Origin of the sequence: Stappia sp. 28M-7 (assembly GCF_014252955.1) — a bacterium.
Lineage (GTDB): Bacteria > Pseudomonadota > Alphaproteobacteria > Rhizobiales > Stappiaceae > Stappia.
In genome coordinates, this window is the sequence record NZ_JACMIA010000001.1 from 851446 (window position 1) to 868979 (window position 17534).

At 67.3% G+C, this 17534-nt stretch carries 14 protein-coding genes; 4 read left to right on the forward strand and 10 right to left on the reverse strand.

Going from position 1 to position 17534, the window contains the following annotated elements; translation table 11 throughout:
• Positions 1–409: 409 nt before the first annotated feature.
• From H7H34_RS03870 to H7H34_RS03890, 5 genes are all read right to left on the reverse strand, one after another.
• The gene (locus H7H34_RS03870) at positions 410–1843 is read right to left on the reverse strand and encodes an amidase (protein WP_185924312.1); all 1434 of its coding nucleotides are present in this window, start codon (positions 1841–1843) and stop codon (positions 410–412) included.
• 170 nt (positions 1844–2013) lie between these two features.
• The gene (locus tag H7H34_RS03875) at positions 2014–2703 is read right to left on the reverse strand and encodes a Crp/Fnr family transcriptional regulator (RefSeq protein ID WP_120268622.1); all 690 of its coding nucleotides are present in this window, start codon (positions 2701–2703) and stop codon (positions 2014–2016) included.
• 319 nt (positions 2704–3022) lie between these two features.
• A complete protein-coding gene (locus tag H7H34_RS03880) occupies positions 3023–3811 on the reverse strand; it encodes a ChbG/HpnK family deacetylase (protein ID WP_185924313.1) in 789 nt (262 codons plus the stop codon).
• A gap of 84 nt (positions 3812–3895) precedes the next feature.
• Complete coding sequence (locus H7H34_RS03885) at positions 3896–5443, reverse strand: glycosyltransferase family 39 protein (protein ID WP_185924314.1); 1548 nt, start codon at positions 5441–5443, stop codon at positions 3896–3898.
• A 39-nt stretch (positions 5444–5482) separates the two neighbouring features.
• Positions 5483–6634 (reverse strand): glycosyltransferase family 2 protein, encoded by a 1152-nt coding sequence (locus H7H34_RS03890; RefSeq protein WP_185926427.1) that lies wholly within the window; start codon positions 6632–6634, stop codon positions 5483–5485.
• A 272-nt stretch (positions 6635–6906) separates the two neighbouring features.
• On the opposite strand from H7H34_RS03890, the gene hisS reads away from it, so the two are divergent.
• Genes hisS through hisG form a run of 3 tightly spaced genes read left to right on the forward strand, consistent with a single transcriptional unit; the run spans position 6907 to position 10648 of the window.
• Positions 6907–8514 (forward strand): histidine--tRNA ligase, encoded by a 1608-nt coding sequence (hisS, locus tag H7H34_RS03895; protein WP_185926428.1) that lies wholly within the window; start codon positions 6907–6909, stop codon positions 8512–8514.
• Complete coding sequence (locus H7H34_RS03900) at positions 8511–9638, forward strand: ATP phosphoribosyltransferase regulatory subunit (protein ID WP_185924315.1); 1128 nt, start codon at positions 8511–8513, stop codon at positions 9636–9638. The genes hisS and H7H34_RS03900 overlap by 4 nt, the downstream gene beginning before the upstream one ends.
• Positions 9639–9649: 11 nt before the next feature.
• A complete protein-coding gene (gene hisG, locus H7H34_RS03905) occupies positions 9650–10648 on the forward strand; it encodes an ATP phosphoribosyltransferase (RefSeq protein ID WP_120268626.1) in 999 nt (332 codons plus the stop codon).
• Positions 10649–10670: 22 nt separating this feature from the next.
• Here the strand turns inward: hisG and H7H34_RS03910 are convergent, their stop codons facing one another.
• The 3 genes from H7H34_RS03910 to groES form a co-directional block, all read right to left on the reverse strand.
• A complete protein-coding gene (locus H7H34_RS03910; RefSeq protein ID WP_120268627.1) occupies positions 10671–10883 on the reverse strand; it encodes a SlyX family protein in 213 nt (70 codons plus the stop codon).
• 221 nt (positions 10884–11104) lie between these two features.
• Complete coding sequence (gene groL, locus H7H34_RS03915) at positions 11105–12742, reverse strand: chaperonin GroEL (protein ID WP_120268628.1); 1638 nt, start codon at positions 12740–12742, stop codon at positions 11105–11107.
• A 103-nt stretch (positions 12743–12845) separates the two neighbouring features.
• The gene (groES, locus tag H7H34_RS03920) at positions 12846–13133 is read right to left on the reverse strand and encodes a co-chaperone GroES (RefSeq protein ID WP_067220552.1); all 288 of its coding nucleotides are present in this window, start codon (positions 13131–13133) and stop codon (positions 12846–12848) included.
• Between the two features lie 297 nt (positions 13134–13430).
• Between groES and H7H34_RS03925 the strand changes: the two genes are divergently transcribed.
• A complete protein-coding gene (locus H7H34_RS03925) occupies positions 13431–15059 on the forward strand; it encodes a TadE/TadG family type IV pilus assembly protein (RefSeq protein WP_120268629.1) in 1629 nt (542 codons plus the stop codon).
• 36 nt (positions 15060–15095) lie between these two features.
• On the opposite strand, the gene H7H34_RS03930 is transcribed toward H7H34_RS03925, so the two are convergent.
• Positions 15096–15674, reverse strand: a complete 579-nt coding sequence (locus H7H34_RS03930) for a hypothetical protein (protein ID WP_185924316.1) — start codon at positions 15672–15674, stop codon at positions 15096–15098.
• A gap of 127 nt (positions 15675–15801) precedes the next feature.
• A complete protein-coding gene (locus H7H34_RS03935) occupies positions 15802–17265 on the reverse strand; it encodes a sigma-54 dependent transcriptional regulator (RefSeq protein WP_245164966.1) in 1464 nt (487 codons plus the stop codon).
• Positions 17266–17534 lie beyond the last annotated feature (269 nt).

The window sequence follows — 17534 nt, forward strand, 5'->3', positions numbered from 1 at the left end:
GTATTGCATGCGGGGCGGCAGGCGGGGATAAGCCCGTTTGCCGTCCGCGCCGCGCTGCGGGGATAAGTCGAGGCTGAAGGCCGGAGTGTGCGCCGTGCGCCGATTTCGGGAAAATTGAGACGCGGGAGGGGCCTGCGTCGCATAATTTCTCGAAATTTTGCAAAATCCGTCTCGAAAATTCTCGAAATTGATTTCTTTTTATAATCAGTAGCTTGTTCTGAATCGTACAGCGAAGTCGGTCCGCTGTGATCCGCTTTCCGGCGGCCCGCGTAAATTTGCCGAGATCCGAAGTGCGACGGCTTTCCCGATCCGCCGCTCGACCCACGCTTACGGGTCTCAGCCGGAATGCCTACCCGATCGGCTACCCGGCCAGGAGGCCGCTCTCCCCCGGAGCGGCCTCCTTTTTCGTTTAAAGCACCGGTTTGCGCGACAGCCAGTCGGTCGCCTGCTCATAGGCTTTCGCGGCCTGCAGGACGCCAAGATCGTCGCGCGGCCGGCCGATGATCTGGATGCCGGCCGGCAGGCCTTCTGCCGAAAATCCGGCCGGGACCGCCACCACCGGCAGGCCCAGAAGGCTTGCCGGAACAACGACTTCCATCCAGCGATGGTAGGTGTCCATCGCCCGTCCGCCGACCTCCTTGGGCCAGTCCAGCGTGACGTCGAACGGAAACACCTGCGCCGTCGGCAGGATCAGCACGTCGACTTTTTCGAACAGCCGCAGCACCGCCCGGTAGAAGGCGCTGCGCACCACGCTCGCCTCTTCCAGCCGTGCCGGCGTCAGCACGCGGCCGCGCTCAATTTCCCAGATTGCCGCCGGTTTCAGCTTGTCGCGGGTCGCCGCAGCTTCGTAGAGACCGCCGAGCTTTCCGGCAACCCGCCAGCTCCGCAGATCCGCCCAGGCCTGGAACACCCGCTCCGCATCGAAGCCCGGCGCCGGCTCCTCGACCCGGCAGCCGAGACCGGCGAAGACGTCGACCGCCGCCCGGCACAGCTCCAGCATCTCCGGCTCGAACGGCAGATGGCCGCCCAGATCGCCGAGCCAGCCGACCCGGAGACCGGCAATGTCGGAGCGGATCGGCGGCACGAATTCGGTCCCGTCGCCCGGCAGCGACTGCGGCGCGCGCGCATCGTATCCGGCCTGTACCGACAGCAGCAGCGCCAGATCGTCGACGCTGCGCGCCATCGGCCCTTCCGTCGCCATCCCGTCGAAGAAGCTTTCCGGGCCGGGGCCCGACGGCACCCGGCCATAGCTCGGCCGCATGCCCAGCACGTTGCAGAAACCGGCCGGATTGCGCAGCGATCCCATCATGTCGCTGCCGTCGGCGACGGTCAGCATGCGCGCGGCCAAGGCCGCCGCGGCACCGCCGCTGGAGCCGCCGGCGCTGCGCGTCGTGTCGTAGGGGTTACGCGTCGGCCCGAACAGCGGGTTGTAGGTATGCGACCCGAGGCCGAATTCCGGCACGTTGGTCTTGCCGATGAACAGGCCTCCGGCAGCCCGGATGCGCGCCACCTGGATGCCGTCTTCCTCCGGCACCTGGCGGGCGAAGACCGGCGAGCCCATGGTCGTCGGGATGCCGGCGGTCATGGCGAGGTCCTTGATCGCCTGCGGAATTCCGTGCAGCGGCCCGCGCGAGCGTCCCTCGGCCAGCTCGACGTCCGCCGCATTGGCCTCGGCCAGCAGCGCATCGCCGTCGCGCAGCGAGACGATGGCGTTGATCTGCGGATTGACGGCGGCGATGCGGGCGAGCGTCGCCTCCATCACTTCGCGGGCCGACACCTCGCGGGCGTGGATCTTGCGGGAAAGCTCGACGGCGGAAAGCTCGAGAAGCTCTTGTGACGGCATCGGCGGGACCCTTCGGGCTGGAAAGGCCGGCTGTGCGGACGCGGTGGCCGACAGCGGCAAACGGGCGGGTGGCGAGGCGGGAGGCAACAGCCTCCCGAGCGCCAGGGACTTGAAATGTCACATGTTCCGCAGCGAATGCCAAGGGCGGCGAACTGGAAAGAGACGCCCTCCTACAGCGCCGAGGCGCGGCGCAGCCATTCCGGGTTTTCCAGGCAGTAGTAGCCGGAAATGCGGCTGATCGTGCCTGCACGCTTCCAGTCGTTGAGGACGCGGCTGACATTCTCGCGCGCCGCACCCGCCATGTTGGCGATGTCGGCCTGCGACAGCTTGTAGTGGATCAGGATGCGATCCTTGTCGACCGGCTTGCCGAAGGTGTCGGCCAGCTGCAGCAACGTCTGGGCAACGCGGCCGGGCAGGGGCAGGAAGGAGCGCGCGGCCAGCACGTCGTTGGCCTGGCGCAGCCGCTGGCCGACGATCGACAGCATGTGGCGGTAGAGCGCCGGGTTCTCGTCGGCGAAGCGCTCGAAGGCGTGCTTCTCGATGAAGGCGAGGCGGGTCGGCTTCAGCGCCGTGACGGTGGCCGAACGCGCCCGCCCGTCCAGCAGCGCGAGTTCGCCGACGATGGCGCCGGGGCCGAGCACGGCCAGCAGCTGCTCGTCGCCCTCGACGCTGACGATGGAGACCTTCAGCGAGCCCTCGAGGATCGCGTAGCAGCCGTTGCCCGGATCTCCTGCCTCGAACAGGATGGCGCCGGGCTTCACCGACATCGGCCGGGCCAGTGCGGCAAGGCCGGCGGCAAGGCTGCAGTCCAGCCCTTCCATGGAAAAGCTGTTCTCGAGGAAGTTCCTCAGTTCAACCATCTATCCTGCCTCGATTCTTCGTCCCCTGGGACGCGCATTCTCGGGGCCGGCGCATGAATGCCGCATGAATTGGAGGAATGCGCCGACGCGACTGCCCCGTCGCGCCGGGCCGAACTGGCCCCGTCCGGCCATATTACGGCGGTTTCGCCTGCAGCAAAGCGGATTGTGTGACTGTCGTCACTGTAACAGGGCGCAGTCCACCCTATATCAGACATAACAGGCGCTGCTCTCCTGACCTCGCAGTGCCCCTCCCGAAAAACCGGTCCCCCATCCCCGCGGGGGGCCGGTTTTCGCGTTTTCGGGCCTCGCGCACCGTGGCTCAGTACAGGAAGATGTCCTTCTCCATCAGCAGCAGCGGAAACGTATCGCCCTTGAAAAAGGCGAACTGGGCGCTGCGCGTGTCGAGGCGCGCACGCGGCTCCACCCGCCGCAGCCGGTCGTCGACTTCGCCCGGTCGGCAGAAGACGACGGTGCGGTCGGCGAGCCCGTTGAGCCCGCGCCGCAGGTGCTGGACATGGGGAGCCTCGTCGATGGCATCGGGAAAGTCGGGCCCGCGCTCCAGCACCTTGAGCCCCGCGTCCCGCACCGTGCGGGTGAAGCGCGCGGCGGCACGCGGGGTGAGCTGCGGCATCACGATGCGCGGCGGCCAGCGGCGCACGGTCACCTGCTTCAACACGACCCGCGCGACGGCGGGCACGGCAAGCAGCTCGTCGGCCACATGCAGGAAGTCGGCCGGGCGCTGGTAGAACTCCTCGAAACAGGTGATCTGCGCTTCCACCTCCTCGGCCAGCATCTCGTCGGGAAGCAGGCGCAGCGCGCCCCGCAGGCGCCACCAGCGCGCCTTTGGAAAGCCGTTGCCGAACTGGCTGCGCGCCCGCACGGAGAGCGGCGCGAAGGGGCGGGTCAGCGTCAGCGTCAACCCGACCAGGGTGCGATGGCGGACATTGTCGACCGTATCGCGCAGCGGCAGGTACTCGCGCGACCACAGGTCGGAGACGACGAGACATCCCACGGCAGAGAGCGCGCCGGCCGAGATCAGCTCGCGCAAGGCCCGGTCGACACCGAAGGCCAGGCCGTAATCTGCTGACGTGAGGAGGATCCGTTTCATGGTGAAATTCTATGCAAGGACCGGCGCGCCGACGCCAGTCCCAATTTTATTCTGCCGATTATATGCGGCCCGACCGTGTGCCGATCACGGCAGCGGGTAGACGGGATCCAAAGGCCCGCCCGCGAGCGGTTCGGCGACCCGGTAGACGATCAGGTTCTCGATGGGCGTGCCGCGCGAGCTGCGGGTGAGCACGGCGACGCGCTCCACCTCGGCAAAGCGGGCCGAGAGGCGCTCAAGGCCGGGATCCCGCCGTTCCTCGGCAACGAACAGCGCCGGCTGTGCCAACGTGCCGGCGTCCGGATCGGGCCGCATCGCGTAACGGATGCGCTGGTCGACCTGTTCCACCGGCATTTCCTTGTCGAGCTGCCAGGAGAGCTGGGCATTGAGGCTGTAGGCGTTGGTGGCGATCCATGCCGCGCCCTGTTCGCTCGCAAGGGTCTTCAGCGCCGACCCGATCTCGTTCCAGCCGCGGGTCTGGTGCGTCGGGTCCTTGCGCGCGAAGGCGCCGGTCAACGGTGCCACCGCATGGACATAGACGACCAGCGACACGGCAAGCCCGAGCACCACGGCAACAGCGGAGAAGCGCTGCCAGAACCTTGTGCCCGGCCGCGGCGGCGGGTTTGCCGCGACCAGCGCGGCGGCAAGGGCGATGGCCGGAAACAGCGGCGCGGGCCAGTTGCCCTGCACGCGCGAATGCAGCGAATGCGCCAGCAGATAGACCAGGAAAGGCAGGCTGGTCCACAGCAGCAGGCCGCCGGCCGCCTCGCCCCGCAGGGCGGCGCGGACGATGCGCACGACGCCGATGCCGGCAAGCACGGCGACGAGCGGATTGGCAAGGCCGATGAGCGCGCCCAGGAATTCCGGCAGGTAGCGCGAGCTCCAGCCCTCCGGTACGGCACGGCCGAACTGCTTGGTGAAGGAGGCCCATTCATGCGCCGCGTTCCAGCCGACCACCGGTGCTACCAGGAGGGCGGCGAGCAGCCCGCCGGCCCAGAGTTGCCAGGCGCCCCACCAGCGGCGCGCCTGCGGCACGAAGACGAGATAGAGCACGATGCCGGCGCCGAGAAACAGCACCGAATACTTGGCGTTGAGGCCCAGCCCGGCGAAGACGCCTACCGCCAGCCACCACCAGGGGTTCTCGCTCGCCGTCAGCTCCGCCAGCGCCCAGATGGCAAGGCCCCAGAACAGCACGGACGGTGCATCGGGCGTTGCCAGCAGGCTGCCGACGCCGATCAGCGGGCTGGCGTTGAGGAACAGGACCGCAAGGCCGGCAACGCGCGCGCCATAGAGCAGCTGCCCGGTGCGCCACAGCGCGGCCGAGCCGATGGCGGCCGACAGGACCGACATGAAACGCAGGCCGAGCGCGGTGTCGCCGAACAGCGATTGTCCGAGGAAGGCGAACCAGGCGACCATCGGCGGATGGTCGTAATAGCCGGTGGCGGGAAAAAGACCCCAGAGCCTGTAATAGGCCTCGTCTTCGGCAAGGCCGGCATCGGCGGCGACCAGCAGTCGCAGCACGGTGAGGCCCGCCACGAGAAGGGCGAGGGGCAGGGGGCGCAGCCACAGGGGCAGCGTGTCCGTTGCCGTGCCGCCCGGCTTTTGCGCCGCTTTGTTGGGGGCCAGTCCCGCCATCTCGTTGTCCTTGTCGCGCCGCGAAGGCCTGCTAAGGCCTCAGGCCTTGCGCCAGGTCAGCACCGAGCTTGCGGCATAGTTCCACACCGCGCCCATGACCGCGCCGGCCAGGCCCGCAAGCCCGATCAGGATGCGTCCTGCGTCTTCCTGATAGACCAGCGAGGCGACGCCGACATTGGCGACGACGCCGACGCTGCACACCACGTAGAAGGTGAAGAGGCCGCGCAGGGCCGCAAAGCCCCGCAGCCGGCGGTCGCGATAGGTCAGGCGGTTGTTGAGCCAGAAGTTCGTGGTCATGGCGACGAAGGTCGCCGCCGTCTGCGCCACCGGGAAGGACAGGCCGCCCAGCTCCATCATGGCGAACAGCGCCGCCATGTGGACCAGGACGCCGGACGCGCCGACCAGCATGAACATCAGGAAGCGGATCGAGACCAGGTCTCCGACGAGCTTGGACAAGATGAGCCCCAGGAAGTCGAGCGCCACCAGCGTGTCGAGCTTGCTCTCGCCATGCAGGCGCTCGCGAAAGACGAAGGGAAGCTCGACGATGCGCAAGGAGCCGCGCGCGGTGGCGACGATGTCGAGCAGGATCTTGAATCCCTGCGACGAAAGGCCGGGCGCCAGTCGCTCGACCTCGGACCGGCGGATCATGAAGAAGCCGCTCATCGGGTCGGACAAGGTCACCTTCAGCAGCACCCGCGCCAGCCGGTTGGCAAGGCCCGAGCCGGAGGCGCGCACGCCCGAAAGGCCGGTGCCCACGTCGCCGCCTTCCACATGGCGGCTGGCCACCGCAAGGTCGGCCGCACCGTTGGACAGGGCCGCCTGCATCTTCGGCAGCAAGGTCTCGTCGTGCTGCAGGTCGGCATCCATCACCGCCACATAGTCGGCGGAGGAGGCCAGCATGCCCTCGACGCAGGCGCCCGACAGGCCGCGCCGCCCGACACGGCGGATGACGCGCACCCGCGGGTCGCGCGCGGCGATGGCGCGGGCGACGTCTGCGGTGCCGTCCGGCGAATTGTCATCGACGACGATCGCCTCCCAGGCGATGCCGGCAAGCGCGGCGTCGAGCCGGTCGATCAGGACGGGCAGGTTGTCGCGTTCGTTGTAGGTCGGCAGCACGACCGAAAGCCGTGCTGCGGCTAGCGGCGCCGTAGCGTCGGCCTCGCCCGTGTGCTGAATGCCGTCGCCCGGCATGGGAACTCCGAACATCAAGGGGATCCGGTCTGTCTTGACCGCCCGCGACCCGATGGCCTGCAAGGCGGAACCGCGCGGGACCATAGTCGGAACGCCCCCGATTGCAAGCGCCGATCCGCCGCAGCGTCCCGCGCGCCCCGGCGGCACCTCTCCCCGGCGTCCTTGCCCGCGCGGGCCGTTTCGTCTAGGAAACCGGCAACTGCAAGAACGCGCGCGTCTTTTGAGCCATGAGCAAAAAAGGATGCGCGCCCGCGATGGATTCCGATACGCCGATGGCCAAGAACAAACCGTCCAAGCTGAAGGCCCGCCTGCCGCGGGGCTTCGTCGACCGCTCGGCCGCCGACATCCGCGCCACAGAGGCGATGCTGGCGAAGATCCGCGAGGTCTACGAGCGCTACGGCTTCGATCCGGTCGAGACGCCGGCCTTCGAATATACCGATTGCCTCGGCAAGTTCCTGCCCGACACCGACCGGCCGAATGCCGGTGTCTTTTCGGTGCAGGACGACGACGAGCAGTGGATGAGCCTGCGCTACGATCTCACCGCGCCGCTCGCCCGCCATGTGGCGGAGAACATCAACGAGATCCAGCTTCCGTTCCGCAGCTACCGCGCCGGCTGGGTGTTCCGCAACGAGAAGCCGGGACCGGGCCGCTTCCGCCAGTTCATGCAGTTCGATGCCGACAGCGTCGGCGCGCCGGGCGTCCAGGCGGATGCCGAGATGTGCATGATGATGGCCGACACGATGGAGGCCCTCGGCATTCCGCGCGGCTCCTATGTCATCCGCGTCAACAACCGCAAGGTGCTCGACGGCGTGATGGAGGCTATCGGCCTCGGCGGCGAGGAGAATGCCGAGCGCCGGCTGACCGTGCTGCGCGCCATCGACAAGCTCGACAAGTTCGGCATCGAGGGCGTGCGCCTGCTGCTGGGCGAGGGCCGCAAGGACGAGAGCGGCGACTTCACCAAGGGCGCCGGGCTAAGCAACGAGCAGATCGACCGACTGTTGCCCGTAATCATGGGCTTCAGGGTTGCTGTGCCCAAGGCGGAGGGGTCCGAACTCCCCTTTGATGACATGATCCTGAACGAGGACACGGGCAACTTCTCTGACAATGTCGCTACTTGCGAAAGGCTGGTCGCCGAGGCGACCAACGACATTGAACGGGAAGGAGCAGAGGAACTGCTCGCAATCAGCCGGCTTGTCTCGGCGGCTGGCTATGGCACCAAACGCATTTTGGTTGATACCTCCGTCGTTCGCGGTCTCGAATACTATACCGGCCCGGTCTACGAGGCCGAGCTGCTGTTCGACGTCACCAACGAGAAGGGCGAGGTCGTGCAGTTCGGCTCCGTCGGCGGCGGCGGGCGCTATGACGGGCTCATCAAACGCTTCACCGGTCGCGACGTGCCGGCGACCGGCTTTTCCATCGGCGTCTCGCGCCTGATGACGGCGCTGAAGAACCTCAAGAAGCTTCAGGCCGACGAGGTCGTGGCTCCCGTGCTGGTCACGGTGATGGACGGCGATACGGCAAGCCTTGCCCGCTACCAGAAGATGACGCAGGACCTGCGCGCCGCCGGCATCCGCGCCGAGATGTACCAGGGCAACTGGAAGAAGTTCGGCAACCAGCTGAAATATGCCGACCGCCGCGGCTGCCCGCTTGCGATCATCCAGGGCGGCGACGAGCGCGCCGAAGGCACTGTCCAGATCAAGGACCTGATCGAGGGCGCCCGCCTTGCTGGCGAGATCGAGGACAATGTGACCTGGCGCGAAAGCCGCCCGGCGCAGGTCAGCATCCCCGAGGCCGACATCGTCGCCACCGTGCGGCGGATGCTGGCCGAGCAGGCCGAGGACCGCGCCCGGCAGAATGGCGACGCGGGGGCGGCCCAGTGAGCCCCGCCAAGAGCCCCACCGGGCCGCAGGCCGCGCGCTACGCGGCCCTGACCGCCCTGTTCGAGACCGCCGGCTTTCCCGCTGTTGAGCCGGCGATCCTGCAGCCGACCAGTCTGTTTCTCGACCTGATCGGCGAAGACATCCGCGGCCGCATGTACCTGACCTCGGATGCGGCCGGCGAGGAGCTGTGCCTGCGTCCGGACTACACGATCCCGGTCTGCCGTGCCCATCTCGACGGCCCCGGCGCGACCACCCCGGCGCGCTACTCCTATTGCGGCCCGGTGTTCCGCCAGCGCCGTGAGGGCGCGGGCGAGTTCATGCAGGCCGGCGTCGAGTGCTTCGGCCGGCCGGACGAGGCCGAGGCCGATGCGCATGTGCTGGCGCTGGCGCTGGAGAGCCTTGTAACGCTCGGCGTCAATGATGCGACGATCCAGATCGGCGACGAGGCGCTGTTCCGCGCTGTGCTCGACGGGCTGGGCCTTGCGCCCGTGTGGCATCGCCGTCTCGGTGAGCTGTTCGGCGAGCGCGACCGGCTGGACGCGGCCATCGCCGCCATGACGGGCGGCGTGCCGGATGGCGCCATGCCGGCGCCCGCCCTGATGCGCGCGCTCGATGGTGTCGATCCTGCGACGGCGCAGGAGGCCGTTGCCGAGCTGCTGCGGCTTTCAGGCCTGCGCCCGGTCGCCGGCCGCAGTGCCGCCGACATTGCCGGCCGGCTGCTGGAACAGGCGGCGCTCGCCACTCATGACAGCGGCACCGACCGGGCAGCCGAGCTGCTCTCCGCGTTCCTGTCGATCCGCGGGCGTCCGCGCGAGGCGGTGACGGCGCTGGAAGGCTTCGCAGCCCGCTCGGGGCTGGATCTGGCCCCGGCACTTGCCGGCTTCACGGCCCGGCTGGATGCGCTCGAGACGGCCGGCGTCGATGTGGCGAACCTCGAGTTCTCCGCCGATTTCGGCCGTCGGCTCGACTACTACACGGGCTTCGTCTTCGAGATCCATTCGGCCTCGCGCAAGGACGCTGGCCAGATCGTCGGCGGCGGCCGCTACGACCGCCTGCTCGCCCTGCTCGGCGCCGAGACCCACATCCCGGCGACCGGCTTTTCCATCTGGCTCGACCGGATCTGAGGCGCATTGTCATGACCCATTCGCCGGAAACCGCTGCCCAGCCGCTGATCATCGCGGTGCCCTCCAAGGGACGGCTGCAGGACAACACCCACGACTTCTTTGCTCGCGCCGGCCTGCCGGTCGGCCGTCCGGGCGGGGCGCGCAACTATCGCGGCCGGCTCGGCCGCTTTGCCGCCTCCGAGGTCGAGATCGCCTTCCTGTCGGCCTCCGAGATCGCCCGCGAGCTCAGCACCGGGCAGGCGCATCTGGGCGTCACCGGCCTCGATCTCGTGCACGAGACGATCTCGCAGCCCGAGGAGCTGGTGCATGTGGTGACGCCGCTCGGCTTCGGCTTCGCCGATGTGGTCGTGGCTGCGCCCGATGCCTGGATCGACGTGTCGACCATGGCCGATCTTGTCGATGTCGCCTCGCATTTCCGCGCGCGCAATGGCGGGCGGCTGCGCGTTGCCACCAAGTATGTGGCGCTGACACGGGCCTTCTTCGCGCAGCACGGCCTGTCCGATTACCGGATCGTGGAAAGCGCGGGCGCGACCGAGGGCGCACCGGCCGCCGGCACGGCGGAGCTGGTCGTCGACATCACCACCACCGGCTCGACGCTTGCCGCCAACAATCTCAAGGTGCTGGACGACGGCGTCATCCTGAAGAGCCAGGCGCATCTCGTCGCCTCGCTGAAGGCCGAGTGGACGCCGGCGCAGCTCGCCGCCGCGCGGGTCATCCTCGACCGGATCGCGGCCGAGGAGCGGGCCCGGTCGCATCGCGAGATCCGCGCGCTGGTGCAGGCGCCGGAACTGACCGCCCGCACGGCGGCCGAGCAGTTCGGCGCGGTCGCGCCCTTCGGCACGCAGGTCGGCCAGCCCCTGCTGCTGCACTGCCCGGCGGATCGCGCCGCCGACTGCGCGACGTTGCTGCGCGACCACGGCGCGCCGCATGTCAGCGTCACGACGCTCGACTACGTGTTCGGCACCCACAATCCGCTCTACGACCCTCTGGCGGCCCGCGTCGGCGCGTGAGCCGGCGCGGCCCGCCCGCGGCTCAGTAGTGCGGCGGCTTGGTCACCGGCACATTGCCGGCGGCCGCGTCCTCCAGCTCCTCGACATGCTCGACCACGGCCGTCAGGCGGCGGTTCAACGCGTCGATCTGGTCGGCCTGGCGGGTCACCACCTCGTTCAGCTCCTCGACGGTGCGCGTCTGGAAGGCGAGCTGCTCTTCCAGCCGCTCGATACGGGCTAGCGTTTCGCGGTCCATTGCACTCTTCCTCAGATCTTCTGCGGGTTTTGGGGGCCGGCCTTTGCGAGCGGCTCTCCGGCCCCGCCATACTCCTTGCGCGCGCGCCTGTCCATGCGCAGGGGAGGGGCGAGACAACGCCGCCAACCCGCTCCGTCGCGCGGCCCAGGGCGACACTACCTTCAAACGCAAATGGGCGGCCCGAGGGCCGCCCATCCGTATCTTTTCGGGGACAGGACTTCTTAGAAGTCCATGCCGCCCATGCCGCCACCCGGCATGGCCGGAGCCGGAGCGTCCTTCTTCGGAAGCTCGGCGACCATCGCCTCGGTGGTGATCAGCAGGCCGGCGATCGAAGCCGCGTCCTGGAGGGCCGTGCGCACGACCTTGGTCGGGTCGATGATGCCGGTCTCCACCATGTTGACGTACTTCTCCGTCTGGGCGTTGAAGCCGAACGTCTCGTCGTTGTTCTCCAGGATCTTGCCGACCACGATCGAACCTTCGACGCCAGCGTTCGTGGCGATCTGGCGGATCGGAGCCTCAAGAGCGCGCAGGACGATCTTGATGCCGGCCATGATGTCCGGATTGTCGGAGGTCAGCGCCTCGACGGCCTTCTTGGCACGCAGCAGGGCAACACCGCCACCCGGGACGATGCCTTCCTCGACGGCCGCGCGGGTCGCGTTGAGGGCGTCGTCGACGCGGTCCTTCTTTTCCTTCACCTCGACCTCGGTCGCACCGCCGACGCGGATCACGGCGACGCCGCCGGCGAGCTTGGCAAGACGCTCCTGCAGCTTCTCGCGGTCGTAGTCGGAGGTGGTCTCCTCGATCTGCGCCTTGATCTGCGCAACGCGGCCCTCGATGTCGGCCTTGTCGCCAGCGCCGTCGACGATGGTGGTGTTCTCCTTGGTGATGGAGACCTTCTCGGCGGTGCCGAGCATGTCGAGCGTGACGTTCTCGAGCTTGATGCCGAGATCCTCGGAGATCACCGTGCCGCCGGTCAGGACGGCGATGTCCTCGAGCATGGCCTTGCGGCGGTCACCGAAGCCCGGAGCCTTGACGGCGGCGATCTTCAGGCCACCACGCAGCTTGTTGACCACGAGCGTGGCGAGAGCCTCGCCCTCGACGTCCTCGGCGATGATCAGCAGCGGACGGCTGGACTGGACGACGGCCTCGAGGATCGGCAGCATGGCCTGCAGGTTCGAGAGCTTCTTCTCGTGCAGCAGGATGTACGGCTTCTCCAGCTCGGCGACCATCTTCTCGGCGTTGGTCACGAAGTAGGGCGACAGGTAGCCGCGGTCGAACTGCATGCCCTCGACGACCTCGAGCTCGGTCTCGAGCGACTTGGCTTCCTCGACGGTGATCACGCCCTCGTTGCCGACGCGCTGCATCGCGCTGGCGATGTCCTCACCGATCTGGGTGTCGCCGTTGGCCGAGATCGTGCCGACCTGCGCCACTTCGGCGGAGGTGGAGATCTTCTTGGAGCGGGCCTCGAGGTCCTTGACGGCGGTCTGGGCAGCCAGGTCGACGCCGCGCTTCAGGTCCATCGGGTTCATGCCGGCGGCAACGGCCTTGACGCCCTCACGGACGATGGCCTGGGCCAGGACGGTCGCGGTGGTCGTGCCGTCGCCGGCGATGTCGTTGGTCTTCGACGCGACTTCGCGGACCATCTGCGCGCCCATGTTCTCGAACTTGTCCTCAAGCTCGATTTCCTTGGCGACGGAGACGCCGTCCTTGGTGATGCGCGGGGCGCCGAAGGCCTTGTCGATGACAACGTTGCGGCCCTTCGGGCCGAGCGTCACCTTGACGGCGTTGGCGAGGATGTCCACGCCGCGCAGCATGCGGTCGCGGGCGTCGGAAGAGAACTTGACGTCTTTGGCAGCCATTTTCAGGTCTCCATGTGGTTTGGGTCATCGCGGTATCGCGCCTGCGGCCTGAAGAGGCCTGCGGCTGGCGACCGCGAAAAGGACAGGAAAAGCGCGGTGCGGCTTAGCCGACCACGCCCATGATGTCGCTTTCCTTCATGATCAGAAGGTCTTCGCCGTCGATCTTGACTTCGGTGCCCGACCACTTGCCGAACAGCACGCGATCGCCAGCCTTGACGTCCAGGGCGATCAGATCGCCATTGTCCTTGCGGCCACCTGGGCCGACGGCGACGACTTCGCCTTCCTGCGGCTTTTCCTTGGCGGTGTCCGGGATGATGATGCCACCGGCGGTCTTCGCTTCGGAGTCGACGCGGCGAACGACGACGCGATCATGCAGAGGACGGAACTTCATGTCGTGCTCTTTCCTTTTGGGGCCAGCGTGGTACTTGTCGCGCCTGCGCCCCTCCGTCGGGGTCGCCCGGTCGCCGACCACGTTGGCACTCTGTGAATGAGAGTGCTAACAGCGAGCTTGATGTAGGCGCCTCTCCCCCACCTGTCAATGGTCTGCCAAAGCGCTTTTTTCACGTGGCGGCGGTCGCCCTGAGGAATGGTGGGGCGGGTCTGGCCGGCCCGGTAGAAAGTTAAGGTTTCTGCTGCGTTAACGATCTTCGAAAAGATTTTGGCAATGGCTCGCCGCTAGGGTGCGACCATGATCAAGATCCATCAGCTTGCACGACGTTTCGTATCCGACCGCCGCGGCAGCATCGTGGTGCCACTCGCCGTGTGTACCGGCGTGTGCCTGATGGTGACGGGCGCTGCGATCGACTACACGCGCGCCTACAACGTCAAGGTGGACCTGCAGGCGGCGGTCGATGCGACCGCGCTGGCGGCCAACTACGGCAGCCAGGGCCTGTCCGAGGCCAAGGTGAAGACCAATGCCGAGGAGTATTTCAGGGCGATCTACCCTGGCGACATCGACGATGTCGAGCTGAAGGTCTCGGTGGTCAAGGGGACGGTGACGGTGACCGCCGGAAAGCCGGTCAAGACCATGCTCGGCAGCCTGATGAACAAGCCGCGGATCGACGTGCTCGTCATGTCGCAGACGGTGGTCGGCAAGGCGACCTTCGACGTGGTGATGGTGCTCGACAATTCCGGCTCGATGGCCGGCAGCCGCATGTCGACCCTGAAGAAGGCCGCGAAGGATCTCACCGAGACGCTGTTCAAGATCAACGAGGACGGCGACAAGAAGGACCGGGTGCAGATCGGCCTCGTGCCGTTCACCTCCTTCGTCAATGTCGGCGCCGACAAGGCGACGGCCTCCTGGATGGATCAGGAAGGCGCCTCGCCGATCCACTGGAAGAATTTCGAGACCCGCTCGAACGGCACGCCGGATCCGGCGGAGTTCGACAGCAAGCTTTTGACCAACGGCAAGCCGAGCCGTTTCACCCTGTTCAAGCAGCTGAAGCACACGGACTGGATGGGATGCGTCGAGGCGCGGCCGATGCCGTACGATGTCGACGACACGCCGCCGTCGAGCTCCAATCCGGCAACGCTCTTCGTGCCGCAATTCGCCCCTGACGAGCCGTCGAACGCCAACAAGAAGTGGGGCGACAGCTACTACAACAACTATCTGGACGATGACCGCGGCGCCTGCACGCAGACGGCGAAAAAGGCTTACGGCTCTTCGGGAATGGATCGCTGGGAATATGCCCAGAAGCGCCTGTGCAAGTACAAGGACCAGCCGCGGGCGCTCGGCAACACGACCGTCAACGGGCCGAACTACTGGTGCAAGACCCAGCCGATCACCGACCTGACCAACGACAAGTCGCAGGTGCTGCGCGACATCCAGACGATGAAGGCAGACGGCCACACCAACATTCACCAGGGTGCGGTCTGGGGGTGGCGGGTCCTGTCGCCCTCCGAGCCGTTCACCAAGGGGCGCGAGCCGAAGAAGGACGAGGAAGAAGAGCACGTGCGGGTGATGATCGTCATGACCGATGGCGAGAACACCTACCAGGGGCAGAACTCGTTCAACAAGACGCGCATCAACGCCTATGGCTACGGTACCGAGGAGCGCCTGGGCCGTGGCGTCGACAGTTACTGGGCAATCCAGGACAAGATGGACGACCGGCTGCTGCAGACCTGCGCCAACGCCAAGAAGGGCGGCGTGCAGGTCTACACGGTGGCCTTCCAGATCTCGAGCAGCAGCACCATCAACATGATGAAGAACTGCGCGACGACGCCGGCCATGGCGTTCGACGCGAAGTCCAACAGCGCACTGGTGGAGGCGTTCGAGCGGATCGCCGAGGAGATCACCAAGCTGCGGCTGCAGATGTAGGGCCAGGCCCTTTCAGCAACCATCAGCCGGCGAGTGTCACTCCGTCGCGCGGATGGTGAAGGGAAGCTCGCCCGAGGCCGTCTTGCCGCTCACCGTGTCGGTGAGCTTGGTCACCAGCCGATACTCGCCGGGCCTCAGGCCCTCGAAGGCGAAGCTGAGCGTTGCGTGGAATTCGCGCAGGCGATTGCGGCTGTCGGCGCGCAGGTCTGCAAAGCCCGTCTGCTCGGCCAGCACCTGGCCGGACGTGTTCAGCAGCTCGAACCCGGCAGTCAGCCGGACCCCGTACCCTTCCGCCGTCTGTTCGTAGCCGAAGCCGACCGGCTCGGCATAGACGGTGAGCGTGTCGCCGGCGGCAAACACCGCGTCCGCTCGCGGCGTGTAGCGTCCGTAGCCGCTCGCAGGGCCGTCTGTGAAGGTGAGGGCGGCGAAGGTCAGCGGTGCCTGCTGCCAGGCGGCATCCAGCGCCTCATAGGCGCTGGCGAGACCTTGCGGGAGCGAAGGGGAGGCCTGCTGGGCAAGGCTGGCTGCGGGAAGCAGCGCAAGACCTGCGGCGAGCGACACAGCCCTTGCAAGGGAAGCAGGCCGCGCCGCGCCCGCCCGCTTGCCCATTGTCATTGCTTCCCCGACATCCCTGCCGAAGCGACCCGACTTGCCCCTGATCATCCAAGCCCCGCCCTTTTGAAGCCCCGCAATGCGTATTTTGCGGCGCACCGTATAGAACGGGGCGCGGAAAACAACAAGATTATCCGGCAAAACCGGTGAACAGGGCGGTGTCGCCGCCCTCGATCCGGTCGCTCCAGGACTGGCGCTTGCGGTAGATTGTCGAGGGGCTGATTTCCAGCGCCGCCGCCGCCTTGGCGATGTTGCCGTCGAACGCGTCGAGCGCGTCCTCGATGATCCGCTTTTCCTGCGCCCACAAGGGCTCGATCTCGCCGCCGCGGCGACGGGCGGCGAAGGGAGCGGCGGCACCGCGCACCTGCTCGTGACGATGGGACAGGCCGCCCTCACCAAGCAGGAAGGCCGGCAGCATCTGTGCCGTCAGCGCGTCTCCCTCGTGCAGGACCACGGCCTGGCGGACCGCGTTCTCCAGCTGGCGCACATTGCCCGGCCAGTCATAGGTCAGCAGCTTTTCGCCTGCGCAAGGGGCGACGCCGGAAAAGGCACGGCCTTCCTCGCGCGCATAGCGCGCCAGAAAGGCCTGGGCCAGCGGCAGGATGTCCTCGCGGCGGTCGCGCAGGGCCGGCAGGCGGATCGGCAGCACATGCAGGCGGTAGAACAGATCCTCGCGGAAACGCCCGGCGGCGATCTCCGCATGCGGATCGCGGTTGGTGGCGCACAGGATCCGCACGTCGACCGGCCGCGGGCGGGTGTCGCCGATACGCTGCACCGTGCCGGTCTGCACGAAGCGCAGCAGCTTCGATTGCAGGGCGAGGTCCATCTCGCCGATCTCGTCGAGGAACAGCGTGCCTCCGTCGGCAGCCTCAGCTGCGCCCGGCCGGCTTTCCGAAGCGCCGGTGAAGGCGCCGCGCACATGGCCGAAGATCTCGCTCTCCATCAACTCGCCCGGAATGGCGGCGCAGTTGATGGCGATGAAGGGGGCCCCGGTACGGGGGGAGCGGGCGTGGATCGCGGCAGCCGCCAATTCCTTGCCGCTGCCGGATTCGCCGGTGATGAAAACCGGTGCCGAGGATGGCGCGATGCGGCGGATCTGGTCGTAGACCTCGCGCATGCGGGCCGAACCGCCGACAAAGCCCTCGAAACGGAAGGGCTCGCGCGTTGCGGTGAGGTCGCGGGGCTCGGCGGGATTTTGCGCGGACTGCCGGCGCAGGCTTTCGCCGCGCGGGGAACGGGTGTTCTGGATCAGGAAGCGGTCGATGCGCTCGGCAACCGCAACAGGGTCGATCGGCAGGCTGATCACGTCATGGGCGCCCGCCTCCATCGCCGCGAGGCTGCGGCTCAGGGATTCCCTGGGGCTGATGGCCATCAGCATAGCCTGCGGCTGCGCAGCTGCCAGCCGGGACAGGTGCCCATCCTGGCCGAGGGTCTCCAGGTCGACGATCATCACGTCGGGGCGCACCTGGGTGCTCGCGGCGTAAAACGGCTCGAAACTGTGATAGGCGACCGGCGTCGCGCAGGGATGATCCATCGCTTGAGCGATCGAACCGGCTAGCTCGCGGGTCGTTCCGTCTCCGTCGAGAACGGCCAACCGAATTTTCCCCGCAGCGCCATGCATGGACTCCATGCTTTGGCGACCCCCTTCTTGCTTCCGCCCGACTGGCGGCATCGATTTGATTTGCCGTCAGATTCTGATCGGACATGGTAAACAAAATGTTTCCGATCAGGGCCCGTGAAACAGCTGGTGCGCCCACCCGCCCGGTATCCACAGTCGGAAAGGCGTTCTTGGGCTGTCTGACCCACGAATTTCTGCGGATAGGTTGTGCCCGGTGCGGATGCTAGGGTCGCCCCGAAGCGGTC

What these genes read in the sequence shown, in the direction of transcription:
- hisG (WP_120268626.1), top strand. Translation starts at nt 9,650, where the DNA reads ATGACCCATTCGCCGGAAACCGCTGCCCAGCCGCTGATCATCGCGGTG.
- groES (WP_067220552.1), bottom strand. Translation starts at nt 13,133, where the DNA reads ATGAAGTTCCGTCCTCTGCATGATCGCGTCGTCGTTCGCCGCGTCGAC.
- H7H34_RS03930 (WP_185924316.1), bottom strand. Translation starts at nt 15,674, where the DNA reads ATGACAATGGGCAAGCGGGCGGGCGCGGCGCGGCCTGCTTCCCTTGCA.
- H7H34_RS03880 (WP_185924313.1), bottom strand. Translation starts at nt 3,811, where the DNA reads ATGAAACGGATCCTCCTCACGTCAGCAGATTACGGCCTGGCCTTCGGT.
- H7H34_RS03870 (WP_185924312.1), bottom strand. Translation starts at nt 1,843, where the DNA reads ATGCCGTCACAAGAGCTTCTCGAGCTTTCCGCCGTCGAGCTTTCCCGC.
- H7H34_RS03885 (WP_185924314.1), bottom strand. Translation starts at nt 5,443, where the DNA reads ATGGCGGGACTGGCCCCCAACAAAGCGGCGCAAAAGCCGGGCGGCACG.
- H7H34_RS03910 (WP_120268627.1), bottom strand. Translation starts at nt 10,883, where the DNA reads ATGGACCGCGAAACGCTAGCCCGTATCGAGCGGCTGGAAGAGCAGCTC.
- H7H34_RS03875 (WP_120268622.1), bottom strand. Translation starts at nt 2,703, where the DNA reads ATGGTTGAACTGAGGAACTTCCTCGAGAACAGCTTTTCCATGGAAGGG.
- groL (WP_120268628.1), bottom strand. Translation starts at nt 12,742, where the DNA reads ATGGCTGCCAAAGACGTCAAGTTCTCTTCCGACGCCCGCGACCGCATG.
- H7H34_RS03890 (WP_185926427.1), bottom strand. Translation starts at nt 6,634, where the DNA reads ATGCCGGGCGACGGCATTCAGCACACGGGCGAGGCCGACGCTACGGCG.
- hisS (WP_185926428.1), top strand. Translation starts at nt 6,907, where the DNA reads ATGGCCAAGAACAAACCGTCCAAGCTGAAGGCCCGCCTGCCGCGGGGC.
- H7H34_RS03925 (WP_120268629.1), top strand. Translation starts at nt 13,431, where the DNA reads ATGATCAAGATCCATCAGCTTGCACGACGTTTCGTATCCGACCGCCGC.